22 protein-coding genes and 3 tRNA genes are annotated in these 19,307 nt (G+C 62.4%); 11 read left to right on the top strand and 14 right to left on the bottom strand.

Annotated elements, in window-relative coordinates; translation table 11 throughout:
• Positions 1-14 precede the first annotated feature (14 nt).
• Entirely contained in the window at positions 15-707 is a 693-nt protein-coding gene (locus EGH25_RS00915; RefSeq protein WP_266085460.1) for a geranylgeranylglyceryl/heptaprenylglyceryl phosphate synthase, read from the top strand.
• Here the strand turns inward: EGH25_RS00915 and EGH25_RS00910 are convergent.
• From EGH25_RS00910 to psmB, 3 genes are read right to left on the bottom strand one after another with little or no spacing between them, the layout of a single operon-like run.
• Positions 704-1,174: a DUF7984 family protein gene (locus EGH25_RS00910; RefSeq protein WP_266085459.1), complete on the bottom strand. Its 471-nt coding sequence runs from the start codon at positions 1,172-1,174 to the stop codon at positions 704-706. The genes EGH25_RS00915 and EGH25_RS00910 overlap by 4 nt on opposite strands.
• Positions 1,174-3,081 (bottom strand): beta-CASP ribonuclease aCPSF1, encoded by a 1,908-nt coding sequence (locus tag EGH25_RS00905; RefSeq protein ID WP_266085457.1) that lies wholly within the window; start codon positions 3,079-3,081, stop codon positions 1,174-1,176. Before EGH25_RS00905 ends, EGH25_RS00910 begins: the two co-directional genes overlap by 1 nt.
• An 18-nt stretch (positions 3,082-3,099) precedes the next feature.
• Positions 3,100-3,765, bottom strand: a complete 666-nt coding sequence (psmB, locus tag EGH25_RS00900) for an archaeal proteasome endopeptidase complex subunit beta (protein ID WP_266085455.1) — start codon at positions 3,763-3,765, stop codon at positions 3,100-3,102.
• A gap of 123 nt (positions 3,766-3,888) precedes the next feature.
• Between psmB and EGH25_RS00895 the strand changes: the two genes are divergently transcribed.
• Positions 3,889-4,317 carry an FxsA family protein gene (locus tag EGH25_RS00895; RefSeq protein WP_266085454.1) on the top strand — a complete coding sequence of 143 codons (429 nt, stop codon included), beginning with the start codon at positions 3,889-3,891 and terminating at the stop codon, positions 4,315-4,317.
• A gap of 39 nt (positions 4,318-4,356) precedes the next feature.
• Positions 4,357-4,430: transfer RNA gene (locus EGH25_RS00890), tRNA-Ile, on the top strand.
• A 135-nt stretch (positions 4,431-4,565) separates the two neighbouring features.
• Here EGH25_RS00890 and EGH25_RS00885 read toward each other — a convergent pair.
• Positions 4,566-5,057, bottom strand: coding sequence for a DUF456 domain-containing protein (locus EGH25_RS00885; RefSeq protein WP_266085453.1), 492 nt, complete (start codon positions 5,055-5,057; stop codon positions 4,566-4,568).
• A gap of 338 nt (positions 5,058-5,395) precedes the next feature.
• On the opposite strand from EGH25_RS00885, the gene EGH25_RS00880 reads away from it, so the two are divergent.
• On the top strand, positions 5,396-7,150 hold the full coding sequence (locus tag EGH25_RS00880) for an L-aspartate oxidase (RefSeq protein WP_266085452.1): 1,755 nt from the start codon (positions 5,396-5,398) through the stop codon (positions 7,148-7,150).
• Positions 7,151-7,152: 2 nt separating this feature from the next.
• On the opposite strand, the gene EGH25_RS00875 is transcribed toward EGH25_RS00880, so the two are convergent.
• Positions 7,153-7,641, bottom strand: a complete 489-nt coding sequence (locus tag EGH25_RS00875) for a hypothetical protein (protein WP_266085450.1) — start codon at positions 7,639-7,641, stop codon at positions 7,153-7,155.
• 59 nt (positions 7,642-7,700) lie between these two features.
• Here EGH25_RS00875 and EGH25_RS00870 point away from each other — a divergent pair, with 59 nt between their 5' ends.
• On the top strand, positions 7,701-8,726 hold the full coding sequence (locus EGH25_RS00870) for an NAD(P)/FAD-dependent oxidoreductase (RefSeq protein ID WP_266085448.1): 1,026 nt from the start codon (positions 7,701-7,703) through the stop codon (positions 8,724-8,726).
• Here the strand turns inward: EGH25_RS00870 and EGH25_RS00865 are convergent.
• Positions 8,719-9,471, bottom strand: coding sequence for a hypothetical protein (locus tag EGH25_RS00865; RefSeq protein ID WP_266085446.1), 753 nt, complete (start codon positions 9,469-9,471; stop codon positions 8,719-8,721). The genes EGH25_RS00870 and EGH25_RS00865 overlap by 8 nt on opposite strands.
• Positions 9,472-9,656: 185 nt before the next feature.
• On the opposite strand from EGH25_RS00865, the gene EGH25_RS00860 reads away from it, so the two are divergent.
• Positions 9,657-10,766, top strand: coding sequence for an FAD-dependent oxidoreductase (locus EGH25_RS00860; protein ID WP_266085445.1), 1,110 nt, complete (start codon positions 9,657-9,659; stop codon positions 10,764-10,766).
• On the opposite strand, the gene EGH25_RS00855 is transcribed toward EGH25_RS00860, so the two are convergent.
• Entirely contained in the window at positions 10,752-11,921 is a 1,170-nt protein-coding gene (locus tag EGH25_RS00855; RefSeq protein WP_266085444.1) for an MFS transporter, read from the bottom strand. The genes EGH25_RS00860 and EGH25_RS00855 overlap by 15 nt on opposite strands.
• A 70-nt stretch (positions 11,922-11,991) precedes the next feature.
• On the opposite strand from EGH25_RS00855, the gene EGH25_RS00850 reads away from it, so the two are divergent.
• Entirely contained in the window at positions 11,992-12,405 is a 414-nt protein-coding gene (locus EGH25_RS00850) for a Rieske (2Fe-2S) protein (protein WP_266085443.1), read from the top strand.
• 41 nt (positions 12,406-12,446) lie between these two features.
• Positions 12,447-12,521 (top strand) — tRNA-Arg (locus EGH25_RS00845).
• 153 nt (positions 12,522-12,674) lie between these two features.
• Here EGH25_RS00845 and EGH25_RS00840 read toward each other — a convergent pair.
• The gene (locus tag EGH25_RS00840) at positions 12,675-13,259 is read right to left on the bottom strand and encodes a uracil-DNA glycosylase family protein (RefSeq protein WP_266085442.1); all 585 of its coding nucleotides are present in this window, start codon (positions 13,257-13,259) and stop codon (positions 12,675-12,677) included.
• An 88-nt stretch (positions 13,260-13,347) separates the two neighbouring features.
• On the opposite strand from EGH25_RS00840, the gene EGH25_RS00835 reads away from it, so the two are divergent.
• The 3 genes from EGH25_RS00835 to EGH25_RS00825 are packed head-to-tail and all read left to right on the top strand — an operon-like array spanning position 13,348 to position 16,374.
• Positions 13,348-14,517: a thiolase C-terminal domain-containing protein gene (locus tag EGH25_RS00835; protein WP_266085440.1), complete on the top strand. Its 1,170-nt coding sequence runs from the start codon at positions 13,348-13,350 to the stop codon at positions 14,515-14,517.
• Complete coding sequence (locus tag EGH25_RS00830; protein ID WP_266085438.1) at positions 14,514-14,873, top strand: Zn-ribbon domain-containing OB-fold protein; 360 nt, start codon at positions 14,514-14,516, stop codon at positions 14,871-14,873. Before EGH25_RS00835 ends, EGH25_RS00830 begins: the two co-directional genes overlap by 4 nt.
• A 1-nt stretch (position 14,874) precedes the next feature.
• Positions 14,875-16,374: an Hvo_1808 family surface protein gene (locus EGH25_RS00825; protein WP_266085436.1), complete on the top strand. Its 1,500-nt coding sequence runs from the start codon at positions 14,875-14,877 to the stop codon at positions 16,372-16,374.
• On the opposite strand, the gene EGH25_RS00820 is transcribed toward EGH25_RS00825, so the two are convergent.
• From EGH25_RS00820 to argF, 6 genes are all read right to left on the bottom strand, one after another.
• Positions 16,357-17,148, bottom strand: a complete 792-nt coding sequence (locus EGH25_RS00820) for a cell division protein CdpA domain-containing protein (RefSeq protein ID WP_266085434.1) — start codon at positions 17,146-17,148, stop codon at positions 16,357-16,359. The genes EGH25_RS00825 and EGH25_RS00820 overlap by 18 nt on opposite strands.
• 139 nt (positions 17,149-17,287) lie before the next feature.
• Positions 17,288-17,533 (bottom strand): type II toxin-antitoxin system HicA family toxin, encoded by a 246-nt coding sequence (locus EGH25_RS00815; RefSeq protein ID WP_266085432.1) that lies wholly within the window; start codon positions 17,531-17,533, stop codon positions 17,288-17,290.
• Positions 17,534-17,803 (bottom strand): type II toxin-antitoxin system HicB family antitoxin, encoded by a 270-nt coding sequence (locus tag EGH25_RS00810; RefSeq protein ID WP_266085431.1) that lies wholly within the window; start codon positions 17,801-17,803, stop codon positions 17,534-17,536.
• A gap of 278 nt (positions 17,804-18,081) precedes the next feature.
• Positions 18,082-18,166, bottom strand: a tRNA-Leu gene (locus EGH25_RS00805).
• 49 nt (positions 18,167-18,215) lie between these two features.
• A complete protein-coding gene (locus tag EGH25_RS00800) occupies positions 18,216-18,350 on the bottom strand; it encodes a hypothetical protein (protein ID WP_266085429.1) in 135 nt (44 codons plus the stop codon).
• A 25-nt stretch (positions 18,351-18,375) separates the two neighbouring features.
• On the bottom strand, positions 18,376-19,293 hold the full coding sequence (gene argF, locus EGH25_RS00795) for an ornithine carbamoyltransferase (RefSeq protein ID WP_266085427.1): 918 nt from the start codon (positions 19,291-19,293) through the stop codon (positions 18,376-18,378).
• Positions 19,294-19,307: the final 14 nt, after the last annotated feature.

The raw sequence follows: 19,307 nt of genomic DNA, 5'->3' as shown, positions 1-19,307 counted from the left end.
CGTCTGTTTCGTCCATGGTCGAACCCGCCGACTGGAGACACGTAACCAAGGTAGACCCCGACAAGGGGATGTCGGAGGAGAAGATGCGCGACATCGCCGTGTCGGGTACGGACGCCGTCGTTGTCGGCGGGACACAGGGCGTGACGCGCGAAAAGGTGCTTTCACTGCTGTCGTCGGTGGATGCTGACGTACCCGTGGTCGTAGAGCCGTCGAACCCCGCGAGCGCCGTCGGTGCGGGCGACGCGTTGCTCGTCCCAACCGTCCTCAACGCCGATACGGTCGACTGGGTCGTGGGTATACACAAGGAGTGGGCGCGTACGGAGGACGTCGACTGGTCGCGTGTCGTGGGCGAGGGATACATCGTCATGAACCCTGACAGCGCAGTCGGTCGTCTCACGGGCGCGGATACGTCGCTCTCGCCCCAAGAGGCGGCTGGGTACGCCGAGGTCGCCGACGGTCTCTTCGATCTCCCGGTCGTCTATGTCGAGTACTCGGGTACGTTCGGCGACACAGAGGTCATCGAAGCCGTCGCGGACGCAGTCGACGACGCGACGGTCTTCTACGGCGGCGGTGTCGACGGATACGACCGCGCGAAAGAGGCGGCACGGTACGCCGACTGTATTGTGGTTGGCGATGCAGTACACGAAAAAGGCGTCGACGCGTTACGTGAGACGGTGCGAGGCGTCGACGACGCGCGCGGCGTCTAAAAGCCGTCCTCCTGCCAGTCCCATCCCGGTAGACGTGTCTGTACACCCGCGGCGAGTCCCGCGAGAACGTCGTCCTCGCCCGCGGTCGTCTCTCCGAGAACCTCGTCGGTGTGAACGTCGATATAATGGAACGTCGCCTCGGCGAGCGTCCGCTCAGGGTCGTTACCCGCGACGACCGCGGCGAGGTTGCGCCCAACGATCTCGTCGACGACGAAGCCCGCGTAGTCGTTACGTACCTCAAGACCCACACCGACACGGTAGAGCGCGGCGGCGTTTAGCGCCGGGTCGTCGTCGGCGAGGAAGGCGTCGAACTCGTCGCGTACATCGTCGGCGGATACTTCCGGAACGTCCTCGTCAAAGGCGTCGCCGAGGCTGTCGCGCGCGTGGTTGACGAGGGCGGTGATGTCACCGAGGTTTTCGTCTACGTAAGCGTCGAGTTCGTCGACGGTGTCGCGTGAGACACGCATCAGATGAAACGGTGCGTCTCCAGATTCATCGGCGATATGGTGCGCATGTTAAAGTTCTGGTACAGCGCCGAGGCGAGAGCCTTCGTCTTGCCCTCGTCGCCGTGGACGGTAAAGATCTTCTCAGGACGCGGGTTCATCTCGTCGACGAAGCTGATGAGTTCGTCGCGGTCGCCGTGCCCCGAAAAGCCGTCTACGCTGTAGACGTTCATCTTTATCTTTACCGTCTCCGACCGACCGTCGGACGACGGTACGCGCACCTCGTCGCGTCCCGACTCTATACGCGCGCCAGTAGTGCCCTCCGCCTGATAGCCGACGAACGCGAGCGAGTTTTCGGGGTCGGGCGCGAGCATTTCGAGATGCTCCATGACGGGACCGCCAGCCATCATGCCGTTGGTGGCGAGGATGATAGCGGGTTCGCCGTCACGTATCTCCTGTCTCTGTTCCGTACCCTCGTCGACCTGTTGGAAGCAGTCGGCAAGGAACGGGTTCTCGTCCTCGTGGAAGATACGGTCGCGGAGGTCGTCGTTGAGGTACTCGGGATGCGCCGTATGTATCGCCGTCGCCTCCCATATCATGCCGTCGAGGTAGACGGGCATCTCAGGGATACGTCCCTTGCGCATCGCCTCTTCGAGGACGATCATCATCTCCTGCGAACGTCCGACGGCGAACGCGGGTATGAGTACCTTTCCGCCGTCGTCGTGCGTCTTACGTATGAGCTTGATTAGCTTCTCCTCCGCCTCCTCCTGCGAAGGCGCTTGGTCGTTCCTTCCGCCGTACGTCGATTCGAGGAACAAGGTTTCGAGACGCGGGAAGTCGTTGACAGCCCCGTTGAAAAGACGCGTCTCGTCGTAATGTATGTCGCCCGAAAAGCCGACGTTGTACAGACCGTCGCCTATATGGAAATGGACGACGGCGCTACCGAGTATATGCCCTGCGTTGTGGAACGTCAGCTTGATATCGGGGGCTATGTCGGTGACCTCGCCGTAGTCGAGCGTGATAGTGTGTTTTATCGCCTCCCTCACCATCTCGGAGTCGTACGGAGGCGTCCGTCCCTGCTTCGCCGCGACGTCGAGGTAGTCGACCGTTAGAAGGCTCATCAGGTCGCGCGTCGGCGGTGTCGTGTAGATAGGTCCGTCGTAGCCGTACTTGTACAGGAGAGGGACGAGCGCAGAGTGATCGAGATGCGCGTGTGTCAGAACGACGGCGTCGATCGACTGCAACGGGTTGGCTTCGGGAGCCTGCAGGTACGGCGTCTCGTCCGTGCCCGGCTTGTCGCCGCAGTCGATGAGTATACGCGTTTCGGGCGTCGAAAGCAGGAAGGCGGCGCGTCCGACCTCGCGCCCGCATCCGAGCGTCGTGACACGTACCCATTCGTCGTCGCTCGTCTCCTCGCGGTGTATACGCCGACCCGTCTGACGTAGGAACTCCTTACGTTCGTCGCTCTCCTGTGTCAGGTAACGGCGTATGTTGTCGACAGTCGAAGACTCTATGGGGGGCGTACGCACCACGTCGGGCGTCCAGCCCGTCGCCTTGGTTATCTCACGTAACGTAGAGCCGTGCTTGCCTATGACCAGACCCGGCTTCTCCGCCTTGATCACGACCTCGCCGACGTCGGGCTTGAAGTCGTAGTCCGTGATCCCCGCATCGTCGGGGACGATCCCGTCTATCTCGTCCTTCGCGGGTTCGGGGTCTGTGAGAACACCGGGGTCGGGGCGTACTGTGATACGTTTCCTTAGCTTACGCGCGAGGTCACGTACAAGATCGCCGTCGTCGGCGAACTTCTTGGGGTCGCTCGTGTATATGACGAGTTCGGGACCCTCGTACTCGACGTCACTTATCGCTATACCGCCGGGTATCTCGTCCTCTATACGCTCTTGGAGGTCCTCTAACTCCTCGTCGACGTTCATTTGCGTAGAATTCCTCGTCTAAAGCTCTTGGGCGATCGACTCGACCTCTTCGTCGTCTAACTGGCGGAAGCCCTCGTCGGGCGTGATGGTGGAGAGGAGTATACCGTTTCCGCTTGCCGTGTCGCGCTCCATGGCGCTTTCGAGTCCACGGACTGCGAGCTTCTGCGCCTCGTCGAGGCTAAGGTCGTCGGTGTAGCCGTCTTCGAGGACACCGTACGCGATGACGGAGCCGCTACCGGTCGATACGTACTCCTCCTCCATGACGCCGCCCGCGGGGTCGAGTGAGAAGACGTGCGCGCCCTCGTCGTCGACGCCGCCGAGTATGGGGACGACGCGGAACAGGTACGACCGCAGGACGTTCCCCGCCATGCTCGCCAGACCCGTCATCGTCATGGGCTTTCCGCGCCGCATCTCGTACAGGTTCGCCTCGACCTTTAGTGTCTTGGCGAGGTTCTGACCGTCGCCGACGCCGCCGCTGATCGTGAGCGCGGCGTCGTCTGTAACCTGATATATCTTCTTCGCCGTCTTGCTCGCAACCAGATTTCCCATGCTCGCGCGCTGTTCGGTTGCGAGCACGACTGAGTCACCTGCGGTTATACCTATCGTCGTCGTTCCTTCTGCGACATCTTCGTTCGATACCGACGCTTGGTTTCTTTCTCGCTGATTAGGGTTGTTGGGTATCATCTAAACGTCCCTCGAAAACCCGTGAGGTAGTTCTTCGTTTGAACCCCCACCATATAAAGTTTCAGTATCCGGCGGGAGGACGGCGTACGTAACTAACTTTACGGAGGAGAACTTAGACGCGACGTGCTCGGCAAGCTACTCCTCGCCTTCGTGCTCGTCCCCCTCGTTGACCTGTACGTCCTTCTGCTTGTCGCGGGACGTATCGGCGGTCTCCAAACCCTCGGACTCGTCGTTCTCACGGGGGTCGTCGGCGGTACGCTCGCCAAGGTACAGGGCGTCCAGACCGTCCGGCGTCTACAGCACCGCACCGCGAAGGGTGAGTCACCGTCGCGCGAACTCGCCGACGGCGCGCTGATACTCTTCGGCGGCGCGCTCCTCCTTACACCCGGTCTTATCACCGACGGTATCGGCTTCGCACTCCTGCTACCGTTCGTACGTCCGCGTATACGGTCGGTGCTCTCGTCTTACCTCGGCGACGCTGTGAGACGCGACGCGGTCGTGGTCGAGGTCGACGGAGCCGGGGATGTCGATGTAGGCGGCGACAGTGAGTAACTCTTAAGACGCGCCTCGAACTACGACGAACCGTAGCGGGGGCCAGTAGCTTAGCTAGGTTGAGCGTTCGGCTGATAACCGGGAGGTCCTCGGTTCAAATCCGAGCTGGCCCATGACGAGCGGGTTTTGCGAGCGAACTGTAATGGACAGGAGGATTTGAAGTAGTGAGTGGAGCACAGCGGAACGACCGAGTTCAGATCCGAGCCGGCTCATGATTTCTGAAGACTTTCGGTTCCGGACGGAGCCGGCTACACGAGTATGACGACCACGGTTGCAACGAGTATACCGAACGTGAGAACCGTCTGCATGACGGTGGTTGCCAAGACGCCCAAGGTTGTATACGCGGCTGTACGGAGGCTTCCTCTATGGTCGCCTGTACCCCGGTACTCGACGACGAAGACCGTTCCCGCTGAGCCTAAGAGGAGTCCAACGGGTCCGGCTATGAGTAGACCACCGAGACCGGCGAGTCCCGCGATAAGCGAGAGCCTCGTGGACGCGCCCCCTGCCTTCGCGGCGAGCGCACCCCCGAACCAGTCCACCGCAAGAACCAGAAGACCGACCGCCGTGAGAGCGGTCAGTACGACGGCTCCGGGGTCGGTGTAACCCGTCGAGAACCAGTAGGTGTAGACGCCCGCGAGCGACAGCAGAGCGCCGGGTAGGAGAGGGACGAGGCTTCCCAAGACGCCGAGGGTTGCGAGCGCGACCGCGAGCAGTACGAGAGGGTCGATACCGAGTACCATCGGTCGTCTTCCCATGTAGCTCATCGGGTATGTGCTTTCGTATTTAGCCGAACCTCGCGTCCGGTGTAGAGATCCGATCCGACGGGTTCGGGTGTAGGGGTGAGGTTCGAGGCAGAACCGCAGGCGAGGGGTAGGTCGGGAAAGACGATGGGCGCGCGTTTCGGTATTTTCCGTCCGTTCTCCATCCGCGCAACGCGCGGTCAGTATGAGGCGTTAGGGAAGTATATACTACAGAAATAGAGGTAGTTTTTATTTTCTAAGATTAAGATTACTGCCTCACTCAGGTCGATTCGACAGAACTATAATGAACTAAGATGTATATGTAGATGGGTTCTACAATGACTGACGCAGAAACAGAGACCGTCAGATGCCGCTCTCTGATCGTAGGTGCGGGTGCCGCAGGGGCGCGCGCCGCCATAGCGATGAGTCGGAGCGGTCTGGAACCGCTCGTGGTGAGTAAACGCGACCACGGTGACGCGCATACGACATGGGCGCGTGGCGGTATCAACGCCGCTCTCGGCAACGTCGACGGCGACGACTCCTGCGAGGTGCACGCCGCCGACACGCTCGACGAGGGTCACTTCGTGAACGACCCCGAAGCCGTCGAGGTCGTGACGAGCGAGGCACCCGACAGGATACGTGAACTCGACGACTGGGGCATGGATTTTTCGCGCACGAAGGACGGTGAGATAAACCAGAGGTACTTCGGCGCGCAGGCTTACCCGCGGACGTGTTTCGCGGGCGACCACACGGGAGAGTCGATGCTCGACGCTCTCGTCGGTAAGGCGCAGGAGATCGGTATACCGTATCGCGACAACGTGATGATAACGCGTCTCCTGAGCGACGGTGGGAAGGTCTACGGCGCCGTGGGGTACGACATGGAGGACGGCGGCTTCGTCAGGTTCCTCGCGGGTGCGGTCGTTCTCGCCGCGGGCGGAGCGACGGCGGTCTACTCGCGTCACTCGTCGCGCGAGGAGGAGAACAACGGCGACGGAGCGGCGCTCGCGTACGAGGCGGGCGCGGAGCTAATGGACATGGAGTTCGTCCAGTTCCATCCGACGGGTATGGTCGGCGAGAGGTACGGCGAGGACTGGGACGGAAGGCTCGTCACGGAGGCGGTTCGGGGAGACGGCGGTGTTCTACGTAACTCCGAGGGCGAGAGGTTCATGTTCGAGTACTCGGAGATGGATCGCCCCGAACTCGACGCACGCGACGTTGTGGCGCGCGGTATAGCGAACGAGATAGACGAAGGGCGCGGTACGGAGAACGGCGGCGTCTACCTCGATATCTCGGATGAAGACCGCGACTACATACGTGAACGTCTCCCGCGTATGTACGAGAGGTTCGAGTCGCTCGGCGTCGATATAGCCGAGGAGCCTATGGAGGTAGCGCCGACGGCGCACTACGCGATGGGGGGTGTCGACTTCGACCCGCGTACGGGTGAGACGGGGGTCGAAAGCCTGTACGTCGTAGGGGAGACGACCGCAGGCGTCCACGGCGCGAACCGCCTCGGCGGTAACTCGCTCGCGGAGACGGTGACCGTCGGTAAGCTCGTCGGTGAGTACGTCGCGTCGCAGGAGCCGATAGCACCCGACGAGGAACCCGACCTCGGACACGGCTCCGAGGAGGAGTTCGAGAGACTGAGGACGAAGCTCGACACCGACGGCTCCGTGAGGGTCGACGGGGTCGTGGAGGAACTCGGCGAACTCATGGAGGATCACGCGGGTATACGCCGTGACTCCGACGGTCTGAGGGAGGGTTTGGAGAGGCTCGACGGGATAAGAAAGAAGACGGACAGCCTCGGTATCGACGGCGGTATAACCTCCGTCGAGTTCGAGTTCGCGGTCGACCTTGAGTTCATGGTGACTGTGGCGGAGGGCATACTCCGCGGTGCTCTCGAACGCACCGAGTCGCGCGGCGCGCACTACCGCGACGACCATACGGAGAGGTCGCGCGACTGGAGAAAGAACATACTGTACAGGGAAACCGACGACGGTATGTCGTTAAGAACCTCCGAACCGGGGGAGCCGAACGAGGGCGTGAAACGCGCTCTCGACGAGGAGCACGAGTTAGAGTACCACCATCTGGAGTAAGGTCAGTACCTGTAGACGGCGTCGGCTATACCGATCGTCTGTCCTACGGCGACGACGGCGATACCTGCGACGGCGGGTGAGACAGCGGACGCGTACACGACCGCACCGACGGCGCTGAGAAACGCCGCCAAGACGTACGGAGCCGGTGTACCGACCTCGCGCGCGGTGTAGACGAAGCCCACGGCGGGTAGTAGGAACCAGCCGTAGAGAGCGAGCGCGGTCAGGGGCGCGGCGTCCGTGTACAGACCCACGAAGCCGGCGGCGGTGACGGGCAAGCCCGCGACGAGGACGGCGCGCCAGACGCTCAGGACGCCCTCGGACATATCTTTCCAACCGAGGACGGCGAAGACGGCTATCAGGACAGCCATGACGCCGTGGGCGATCAGTAGTGTCCTCATCTCCAGCCATCCCGCATCGGTTGCGCCCGCAACGATCCATGCGGCGGGGACGAGTACGACGGATCCGTTTTCGAGGGCTGTCTCAGTATCCATACGCGGAAGAGGCGGGGCTTTTCCGTGAGGCTTTCGGAGACGGAAAACGTGTTCTGTACATGGAGATAGGCGTGATAGGCGCTGGCGGTGGCGGTGCGGCGGCGACGTACGTGGTCGACAACACGACGGAGGCGGAAGTGACCGTCTTCGAAAAGTCGCGCGGTGTCTGCGGGCGCGCGGCGGCGCGGAGGCGCGACGGACGTGTCTACGAGTACGGCGCGAACTACCTCAAGGGCGACGACGAACGTGTCAACGAACTCGTGACGGAGGAGTTCAACGAGGGTCTCGCCGAGGTCGAGGGGGATATATGGACGTTCGACGCGGAGGGTAACGTCTCGGAGGGACGCGGAGACGACGAACGTAGATGGACGTACGAAGACGGTATCACGCGTCTTGCGAAGCATCTGTTCGGCGCGACCGATGCGACGGTGCGGCGCGAGACACGTATCGAAGACGTGAGTTACGACGACGGCTGGTGGCTTACAGACGCCGAAGGTCGTGAACACGGCTCCTTCGAGGCTCTCGTCGTCAACCCGCCCGCGCCACAGACGGCGGAGCTTCTGACCGGCACGGGTGTTGAGAAGGTCGACCGTCTCGGCGACTCCGCGTCCGATGTTCCGTACAGGACGGTCTGGACGGCGGTTCTCGGCTACGGCTTCGAGATCGACGTACCTTACTACGCCCTGATCAACACCGACGACCGACACGAAATCGGATGGGTCGGGCGCGAGGAATGCAAGCCCGGACACGTACCCGACGGCGAGTCGGTGCTCGTCGTACAGGCGTCGCCCGACTGGTCGGCGGAAAGGTACGACGCGCCGCCGGAGGAGAACGTAGCCGAACTCGCGGAGAAGACGGCGCGTCTGATCGGCGACGAACGTCTCGCGGAACCCGACTGGACAGACCATCAGGGATGGCGGTACGCCCTCGCCGACGACGGTGTGGCGGCGGGTGCTGTTGGGGACGCCGCAGACGAGGGCGTCTACGTGACCGGCGACTGGGTAGCGGGTGAGGCGCGTCTACACGCCGCGGTGCGCCACGGTTTAGAGACGGGCGAACGCGTCGCGTACGGTCTAACTACCTGACACGCGTCGCGTTAAGAGCTTTCTGAGGTACTTCGACGGTCGGCACGTCGCCGTACCGGAACGTGTCGGAGAAGGTGAGGTCGACGTTCAGATCCGTCCGTCCGGTTGCCGTCGTCCGGTTCCGGAGAACCATACCGGCGCGCGTCTCTGCGCGTAGGAGGCGTCCGTCGTCGGTTATCCAGACGGTGGTACGGAACGTTTCGGTCTCGCCCTCCTCAAAGAAACCGACACCGTCCCTGAACTTGCCTGCGAGTAGTTCGGCTCTACGGTCGCCGAGTTCTACGTCGATACGGTTTGCGTCGGTACCGCGTACGGCTTCGGTTCGGTTGTGCTCGACGGAGGCGTTTCTCAGGAGGTGTTCGTACAGACGGAGTTCGTCCCTCGCGCTCCACGTGTTCTCAACCTCGGCGTCGGTACCGAAAGCCGTCCATCCCGTCGTGTCCCCTTCCCTAACGCTCCTGGTGTAGACGGTTCGGTTTACGAGGTACGTCGTCGTACCGCTCACGGCGCTCCGACCCGCACCCTCTGTTACCGAACTGATGTTAGCGCGCAGGCTCCGCGCCGTCCGGTTAACCACAGCACGGAAGTCGATCGTCGTCGTCCGTGTCGGTCCTCCGGGGGCGTTGAGCGAGTACGACGTCTCGCCGTCGTAGACGTACGAAGATGTGTTTTGGTGTACGAACTCGTCACGTACACCGTCGGCTTGGACACCCGCGCCGAGGCATCCCGACACGACGACGAGCACGAGCAGGAGGAGTCTTTTTATGGACTGACGGTGTCCGCGCCGCTACGTCACGTTTACGGTGGCGACGGACACGGACGAAGGCGGTAGCACCGTCGTGACGACACCGGAAGGTTCCGCGGTGCGTGTAGACAGGAACGGTTACGACGTTCGGTGTTTTGATACGTCCGGGCGGTGAAAACGGTACGATGAACGAACACGTCTCTGTCGTCGGCGGCGGCGTCATAGGTCTGACGACGGGTATCTTCCTCAACCTACAAGGGTACGAGACGCGTATCTATACGCGCGATATCCCTTACGACGGCGTTCCGTCGCCGCAGGTGGCTACGAACTACGCCGCGGCGTCGGTAAAGCCCGTTATCGTCGACGAGGACGGTATAGGCGAGCTTACGCGCGTATCCGAACGTTTCTTCGAGAGGCTGGGCGACGCAACCGATACGGTGAGGCGTCAGAGGAACTACGAGGTGTACGAGAACCGAGATGGGGGCGAGCCTGACCACGCTGACGAACTTCAGGGACACCGAAGCCTCGAAGCGTACGACGGTAAGGTGCCGACGCGCGAGGGCGTCAGCGCATCGGATGTCGAAGGCTACGTACACGAGGTTCTCTTTGTCGAGATGCCAAGGTACGCTCCCAAGCTCGTGGAGTGGTACCGTGCGACGGGAGGGGAGATCGAACGCCGTGAGATCGAACGCGACGGTGTAGGCTCCCTCGACGGCGACACGGTCGTCAACGCGACAGGGGGCGGGGGGTTTTTCGAAGACGGCTCTCTAACAGCCGTGAGAGGGGATCTCGTCTACGTCGACACGGACGGACGTGTAACCGACGACGGAGAAGGATTCTCGTACAGCTACTACACCGACGACGACCGTTTCGTCTACGCCTACCCGCGCGACGACAGCCTCGTGCTCGGCGGGAGCGCACGCGAAGGTGGGTTCGTCGACGGCGAATGGAAGCCCGTTTCCGACGACGCGATCCCGGAAGGTACCGTGAGCATTGACGGTGTCGAGGTTCCGCGACGTATCGTCGACGTTAACACAGAGATCCTGAAGGGCTTCGGCGTCGGTATCGACGGCTGTGAGATGACGGCGCGTTTCGGCTACCGACCGTACAGGGACGGCGGCGTCAGAACCGAGAAGGAGACCGTAGACGGCAAGGAGGTAGTCCACTGTTACGGACACGGGGGAGCGGGTGTTACGCTGTCTTGGCTCTCGGCGAACCGTGTCTACAACCTAATATCGGGTTCGTCGGGGTACGACTACGAGGCTATAGACGAAGTAGCCTCAGTCGACGTCTAAACGCAGAAGGAACGGGAGGGCTAAGACGGCGATTACGACCTCCGCGCCGCCTACGACGCCGAACGCGACGGTGTAGCCGTACGCCTCAACGAGGGCGGTGCCGCCGACGACGCCCGCGAGAAACCCAAGGCTTCCTGCGACGTTGAACCCCGCCATAGCCGCGCCGCGTCCGTCTTCTGGAGACAGATCGGTGACGAGAGCCATGGTTGCGGGTGCGACGAGAGCGCCGAGGACACCGACGGCGAGCATAGCGGCGCGTGCTTCCGTGAGGGTCGGGGTGAGGACGACGAGGAAGACGGCGACACCGTAGACGAGGGAGCCAACGACGACGGGCGGAACGCGTCCGACGCGGTCGGATAGACGTCCGAGAGGGTACTGGAGGAGCGCGAAGGGTGCGAAGAAGAAGGCGAGGGTGACGCCCGTCTCCGCGGGACCGAGAACGAACGTCTCGCGGAAGTAGAACGTCCCTACAAGAGCGAAGAAGCCGGCGGTGAGACGGTCGACGAAGCCGAAGGCGTAAGGAACGGCGACGGCAGGTGTATCGGAGAGACGGCGGACGGCGCGCCGTATACCTCTTTCCCCCGTGGGTACGCGGTCTTCGACAGTGAAGGCGAGGACGGCGGCAATGCCGAGGAGCGCAGAGGCGAGGTACAGAGGTGTGAGCGTACCCGTTTCGTATACGAAGCCGCCGACGGGCGCGCCGAACCCGACACCCGCACCTATCGCAACCCCTGCGGCACCCATGTTACGTCCGTGCCCGCCTCCGAGATCCATGAGCGTCGTGAGGGCGAGCGAGAAGGAGCCGACCGTCGCCGCGCCCTGTACGAAACGGATCCCGAGGACGGCACCGAAAGGGAGGTTCGCGAGCGACGATAGAGCGATTGCGACGTACGCAGTGCAGGCGACGGCGGACGCGAGAACCACGAACGGGACGCGTCTTCCGTACGAGTCGCTCACCGCCCCCCAGATAGGCGCGAAGACGACGTACGCGACGAACTCGGTGGCGACGAAGACCGCGCCCGCGTTGAGTGAGGGGGGCGCACCGAGCGCCCCGACGAGGTCGGCGATACCGGGGTACAGAAGTATCTGTGCGAAGAGGACGACGAAGACGGTGGCGGAGAGCGCAAGCCGGTCACGGTCTTCGCCGACGAGCATACCGGCGATAGAAGCGTGGACGGCATAGGGACTTCGGAAAGGTTTAGCGCGCCGACGGACACGGTCGAACGTGGAGCGTATCGCAAGCCTCGACGAACTCCCCGACGAAGGCACCTTCGTCTTCCGTGTCCGTGACGAGGACGGCGTCGACGAGGCGATACTGACACGCACCAACGGCGATATACACGCGTGGATAAACCGGTGCCAGCACTGGACTGATGTCCGTCTCGACGACGGCGACGGTGCGATGTTACGGAACGGCGAAATCGTCTGCGAGAAACACGGCGCTTACTTCGAGACCGACACGGGTTACTGTAACTACGGACCGTGCGAAGGCTCGCGCCTACCGACCGTCGATGTCGAGGTACACGACGGCGAAGCGTATCTGGACGACGAAGGATACGACTTCGTCGGAACCGGATCGATGGACGACGGCGACGATGTGCCGCAAGGGACACGCGGCGGCGACGACTTCGAGCTATGACGATAGGAACCCTTATTCATCGCGTCGGTCTAAGCCCGGCGGGGCGCGTAGCTCAGTCCGGATAGAGTGCGGGGTTCCGAACCCCGATGTCATGGGTTCAAATCCCATCGCGCTCGCAACGAACGTAGTGAGTGAGAACGCGTGGGATTTGAAGCAGTGAACGAGCGACATAGGAGCGAAGTGACCGTGGTTCAAATCCCATTGCGCCCACCGCAATCTCGCTGGAGCAGATAGAGCCATGCAAAGCATGGCTCAAGAATCCTAGAGTACTACCCAATACGCGTCGCCACGCCTTTCGTCTGCCTGTAGTCGGAGTCGAGTACAGAACGTAGCTCGTCGCGGAGGGCTTCGTATGCCTCTTTGTCCCAGTCGCGCGGATCGAGCGCAGGGATGACGAGGAAGCCCATGCCGTGTACCTCGGTGGCGTGCAGATCTTCGAGCGGCGTTCCGCGTAGCTTGGGTCCGCGTGCGGTGTACGTCCCGATCACGTGACGCACGGCAAAGTCGCCGAGAGGTACGAGAACGTGCGCGTTGATACCGCGTAGCTCGGCGTCGAAGTAACGCACGGCGTCGTCGATCGGGTCGGTATCGGTGAGACGTACGTAGCTCAGGAAGGCGTTCCGGAGACGGAGCGGGTCGCGGCTCTCAACGAACCCAAGATCACCGAGGAGTTCGTGTACGCGCGACGCACCGTCCGAGGAGAAAGGCACGCCCGTCTCTGTACCACCGTGGGCGCGTGGCGACTCGCCGATGAACTGAAAGTCGGCGTTCGCGTCGCCGTATCCGTGAACCGCGGGGTGCGACGGCGGACGCATACCGAACGGGTTGGATACGCGGTCGGTTACGTTCTCCACGGGCTTGGGTCGTCGTCCGCGCCAAAACAGTTGACGGTCTACGAGCGGTGATAGTTGTATTTTTATGTTAACTCCGCGTACACTGACCATGGCAGGAGCAACAGTCGTAGGCGTCGGTATGACGGAGTTCGGCGTCCACGGTAAGACACTCCCCGAGCTTTTCGCCGACGCCGCGTTTCCGGCGCTCGACGACGCAGGGGTAGAGCAGGACGAACTCGACGCATTCTACTTCGGTAACGCGATGAGCGGTCTTTCGGAGAACGACACCCATCTCGCGCCCAAGGTGGCGACGCATATAGGCATGACAGACGTGCCTTTCCAGCGTTTCGAGGACGCGTGCGCTACCTCGGCGAACGCGTTCAAGAACGCCGTACAGGCGGTCGGTGCGGGTGTACACGACACAGTACTCGTCGGCGGTGTCGAACGTTGCACGCCCGAGACGGGTATGGAGACGCCGGAGATGACGCGTGTCTTCGCGTCGGCGTCGCACAGACAGTACGAACAGCCGAGCGGTCTCACGTTCCCCGGCGTCTTCGCACTTCTCACGAAGCGCCATATGCACGAGTACGGAACGACAGAGGAACAGCTTGCGGAGGTCGCTGTCAAGAACCACTACCACGGTAACATGAACGACCGCGCACATTTCGGGGGCGACAAGACGGTTGAGGAGGTTCTCGACGGACCCGTCGTCGCCGATCCGTTTAGGCTCATGGACTGCTGTCCGTTCTCCGACGGGGCGTCGGCGGTCGTCGTCACGAGCGACGGTCTCGGCGACTCGTTCGGCGCTGAAGGCGTCGACGTAACAGGCGTCGGACACGGTGTAGACGCCGTGCCTCTCGCCGACAAGGACAGCCTTCCGGAGACGAAGTCGGCACGTGACGGCGCGCACGAGGCGTACGACGACGCGGACGTTACGCCGGGCGACGTAGACTTCGCCGAGATTCACGACTGCTTCACGGGAGCGGAGGTTCTCGCCACGGAGGCGCTCGGCTTCTTCGAGGACGGCGAGGGCGGACCCGCCGCCGCGGAGGGGAAAACACGTCTCGGCGGCGAGGTGCCCGTGAACCCGTCGGGCGGTCTGAAGGCGAAGGGTCATCCGATAGGCGCGACCGGCACGGCGCAGATTACGGAGCTAACGGAGCAGATACGCGGCGAGGTCGGCGAACGTCAGGTCGAGGACGCGCGCACGGGTGTGGCGCACAACCTCGGCGGCGACTCAGGTACCACGGTCATCACAGTAATGGAGGAGAGGGCATGAGTCTGAGCTACGACGACTGGTCGGAGGCGATCCGCGACGGCGAACTCGTAGGTCTCGAATGCGACGACTGCGGAAACATTACGGGCGCGCCCAAGGCGGCGTGTACGGAATGCGGTTCACGTTCGGTTTCGCGTGTCTCCCTCCCTGACGAAGGCACCGTCTACTCAGAGACGACCGTCGCGGTCGCACCTGAGGGTTTCGAGGGCGGCTACAAGGTCGGCATCGTCGAACTCGGAGGAACCGGAGCGCGCGTCCTCGGTAGGCTAGACGACGAGGCGGAGATAGGCGACGAGGTTGGGTTCGTCGGTGTCTTCGAGAACAGGGACGAACCCGCGCCCGTCTTCGGGTTAAGGTAGAGTGAGACGCGCCGTCCTTCTCACCGTCGCCGTCGTTGGTTTCGCCACCTTGACGGCGGGCGCGTCCGCGGAGCCGGGGGTCGTCAACGGATACGAGGCTGACGACGAGTTAGGGTTCGAGGGCGAACTCACCGACGACGAACTCGACGTCGTCGCCTCGCGCGCGATGGCGAGGGTAGAGGAGATACGCGGAGTTGAGTTCGAGGCTGTCCCTTCGGTCGAACGTATACAGAGGGACGGGGACAGCAACGGTAGCGACGGAAGCCCCCTCGACGCAAACGTGACGCGTAACGACTACGGCAACTGGAACGACGTCGTCTGGGAGGCTCTCCTCATAGTGGGACAGGACGAGTACGCCAACGAGGCGATCGCCGAGACGTTCGGCGGCGCGACACAGGGTTTCTACCAGCCGGGTAACGGTTCGAACACGACGGGTGGACACAGGGACGCGGGAAGTATAACCGTCGTCGGCGGCGTGAACGAAGGCACGTTGGCGCACGAACTCGTCCATGTCCTTCAGGATCAGAGGTACAGCCTAAGCGCCGACCGTTTCAACCCTCCCGTACAGGACGAACAGCTTGCGAGCGACGGTGTGGTCGAAGGCGAGGCGGAGTACGTACGTAAGCTGTACGAACGCAGATGCGCCACAGACTGGAACTGTTACGCGTCGGGCGGAGGTGGCGGAGGTACAGGCGGCGGAGGCGGTGGGGACGACGGAAACATAGGTGTTCTGATGACGGCGTACCAGCCGTACTCCGACGGAGCCGAGTACGTCCACCGTCTGCGCCAACGCGGTGGCTGGGAGGCGGTCGAGGAAGCTTACGACGACGTGCCCACGACGACGCGCGAGATTATCAGACACGATGGCTTCGACGGCGTCAACGTCAGTTATGACGACGAGGCGCGCGGAAACTGGACGACGTTCAACGAGAGCCTCGGCAGGAACGGATACGATGTCGCGGGCGAGGCTTCTGTATTCGTGACCTTCTGGTACCAGTCGAGCGTAGCGGGCTACGGTCTCGATGTTATCGACACGTCGGGCTTCCTGTCGCCCGACGGTGAGTTCGACGTATACAGCTACAGAAGCGACGTCTCGCAGGGATGGGCGGGCGACCGTATCTACCCGTACCGTAACGAGGAGACGAACCGGACGGGCTTCGTCTGGAGATCCGTCTGGGAGACGACCGAGGACGCGGAGACGTTCGCGTCGGCGTACCTCGCCGTACTCGAAGGTCAAGGAGCGACAGAGGTCGACAACGGTACAGTACGTGTCGAGGGAGAGTTTAGAGGCGCTTACACCGTCGCGCGCAACGGGACGAACGTCACCGTCGTACGAGCGCCGACGGTCGAAGGGATCGAAGATATACGTCCGTCGGTCGCCGACGCCCGAAGTCCCGTAAAGGAGCCGATAGACGCACGCCCCGGCGAACCGACACCCGGCTTTACCGTCATGGCGGCGTTCGTCGCGGTCGTCGCCGGCGGTCTACTCGTCCGTTCCTAAACGCATCTCGTGCTCGTCGCAGGCTTCGAGGTCGTCGAGTTCGTGGTCGTGGAAGTTACAAAAGGGGACGCTGTCACCGTCGTTCCGGACGTACTCGTAGAAGACGCAGTTGCCGCAGTACCTGTCGCCCGCAAACCCCGACGACTCCGTGTCGTCTCCGCGTTCGTCGTGGACAACCTCCGCATCGTCGGCGTTTGTATCGACGGTGATTCCGCCGCCACCGTCGGAGGTCGTCGAACCTTTCATCTCCGCGACGCGTTCCTCACGGTTCGGTAGGTCGTCGGAGTACTCAACCGAGACCGACGAACGCGGTAACGTGACCTCAACGTCGAGAACGGAACGGAAGAGAGCGCCGAAGATAAGGAAGGAGCCGAGCGCGTAGACGCCGAAGACGAGAGGCGTCAGGTCAAGAGGGTCGCCAGCCCATCGGGCGGGGTAGGCGTAGTCGAAGAGAGCGATACCGACGAATGCGGTGAGAACCCCTGACGCCGAGAGGACACGGTCACGTCGGGGGGCGGGGACGACGACGAAGACACCGGCGAAGGCGAGCGGGACGCCGACACCCGCGAACTTCGCACCCGCACCCCACATCTGCCAGTCGTGCTCCGCGGCGTCGAATACCGCGGCGACGGTCTCGGAGAACGCCACGACACCACCGAGGAGGGTCAGGAAGACGCCGACACAGAGAAGGGCGAGACCCGCGCGTACACGGAGGTAGCCGTCGTCTCCCCCCTCGTCGAGGCGGTTTTCGTACACCTCCTCAAGCGTAGGCATATCCCAAGTTCCGATTTCGGAGACAAGAGTCTTTCGCAGGTCGTCGGACGTGTGTATGACCCTTTTCTGATCGCTACCGTTCCAAGATGGTTTGGAGTGGACGGCGACGGGGTAGGTGGAAGATGAGGACGCCGCCACCCTACCTGTTCCGGTCTATCCATTCACAGAAGGAGTCGAAGTCCTTAGCGCCGCACTGGTCGGCTATGTTCCTGAGAGTACCCTGCGGAATCTCACCGCCCATAGGTACCGAGACGTTCCGAACCTCACCGGTCTCCGGATGTTTGTACCTGAGTTTGAGGTGGCTTCCTGTCCGATCTACCGGCGTATACCCCATGTCGGTCAGTACCTGTGCGACCACCTCACCTGTGAAGAAGTGCCGAACCATCTATCCGTCGAACCACGGCACGTCAGGTTCCTGAACCTCGTCCGACGCCTCGTCAGGGTCAATACCCCATTCTCGAAGATCCTCGTCGGTGACAGGTTCGCCTATCTCACCCTTGTGGAGTGCGACCACCTCGTCAAGGTTTTCGAGTGCCTCGACGCGCGTCTCACCCTGCGACGCTACGCCTTCCTCTTCGTCGACGGCAGACCACAGTCCGGTCTCCTCGTCCTCGGTGAGCGTTATCTTTCGGCGGACTTCGGATTCGGTGCTCATTCTGTTCCCACCTCGTGCGTAGAAGTATGCCATATAGACGTATTCATATATCTCCCTACGGTACCGGAACACATTAGACTGTCGGCACGGCGGGACGGTATAGATATTCAGAGGCTTAACCGGATTTGCGAGGGGAGGGATCTGAACTACGGTCACTCCACTTCACGCTCACTTCGCTCGTTCCTCGCTCTTTCACTGCCTCGCTTCACTACGTTCAGCGAGACGCTCCGTTCACTAGTTCAAATCCAGCTTCTCGTTCGCTCGTAGGACTCGCTTACTGCGAGGGCTGGGATTTGAACCCAGGAACCCCTGCGGGAGCGGGTCTTAAGCCCGCCGCTGTTGGCCTGGCTAAGCTACCCTCGCGCGGCGGTAAAGACGCGGGCGCGCGGTTTCAAGCTTTCCTATGCGGACGCTACAGGACGGCGTTTAGGAACGTAGCGGGCAACCAGAGCACCATCGCCAGTATGCCAAGGATTACGGCGATCTTCTTGGCTATCGCGCGCCAGCTGGTATCGTCCGCCTTGTCCTTCATTCTGTTTATGCTCATACCGGGGGATACTCCGCCCGTACTCTTAACGGTTTCGTGCGAGCAGGCGGATGAGAAGCGCCATCTGTGCGTGCATACGGTTCTCGGCTTGTTCCCAGACGACCGAGTGCGAACCGTCGATGACCTCGTCGACGACCTCGTGTCCGCGGTGTGCGGGCAGGCAGTGCATGAAGATATGGTCGTCGTCCGCGGCATCGAGGAGGGCGGGTTCGGCGCGGTAAGGCTCGAAGACGGAGGCTTCCTTGCCTTCCTCGCCCATGCTCACCCACGTGTCGGTGTAGACGGCGTCGGCGTCCTCGACGGCTTCGCCCGGGTTGTCGGTGACGGTCACCGCGCCGTCGTTCTGGTCGGCGAATTCGCGCGCCGTCTCGGCGACCGAAGCTTCGGGTCGGTGCTCATCCGGGGTTGCGACACGTACGTCGACGCCGAAGCGCGGGAGTATATGCAGGAGGGAGTGACAGACGTTGTTGCCGTCGCCGAGCCACGCGAGACGGAGGTCGTCGAGCGAACCCTTCGCCTGTTCGAGCGTGAAGGCGTCGGCGAGCGCCTGACACGGATGGTTGAAGTCGCTTAGACCGTTGATGACCGGGACGGACGCGTGCTCGTCGAGCGCCTCTATATCGTCGTGCGCGCTCACGCGCGCCATGATACCGTCGACGTAACGCGAAAGTGCGCGCGCCGTGTCGGCGACGGTCTCGCCGCGCCCTAGCTGTATGTCGTCGGAGCTGAGGAAGACGGCGTCGCCGCCGAGCGTGTTCATACCCGCCTCGAAAGAGACGCGCGTCCGTGTCGACCGTTTCTGGTAGACCGTACCGAGGGTCGCGCGGCTCAACGGTTCGTCGGTCGGCGTGTCGGTCTTTAACGCCCGCGTCTCTTCGATCAGCCCGCGGACGAACCCCTTCGGGAGGGTGTCGAGCCTCACGAATCCGTCGAGCTCTGTCATGGTAAGCCATGGGT

This window comes from Halorutilus salinus (assembly GCF_026242195.1).
Classification (GTDB): domain Archaea; phylum Halobacteriota; class Halobacteria; order Halobacteriales; family Halorutilaceae; genus Halorutilus; species Halorutilus salinus.
The sequence above is the reverse complement of the archived record's forward strand: the minus strand, read 5'-3'. Positions and strand labels throughout refer to the sequence as shown.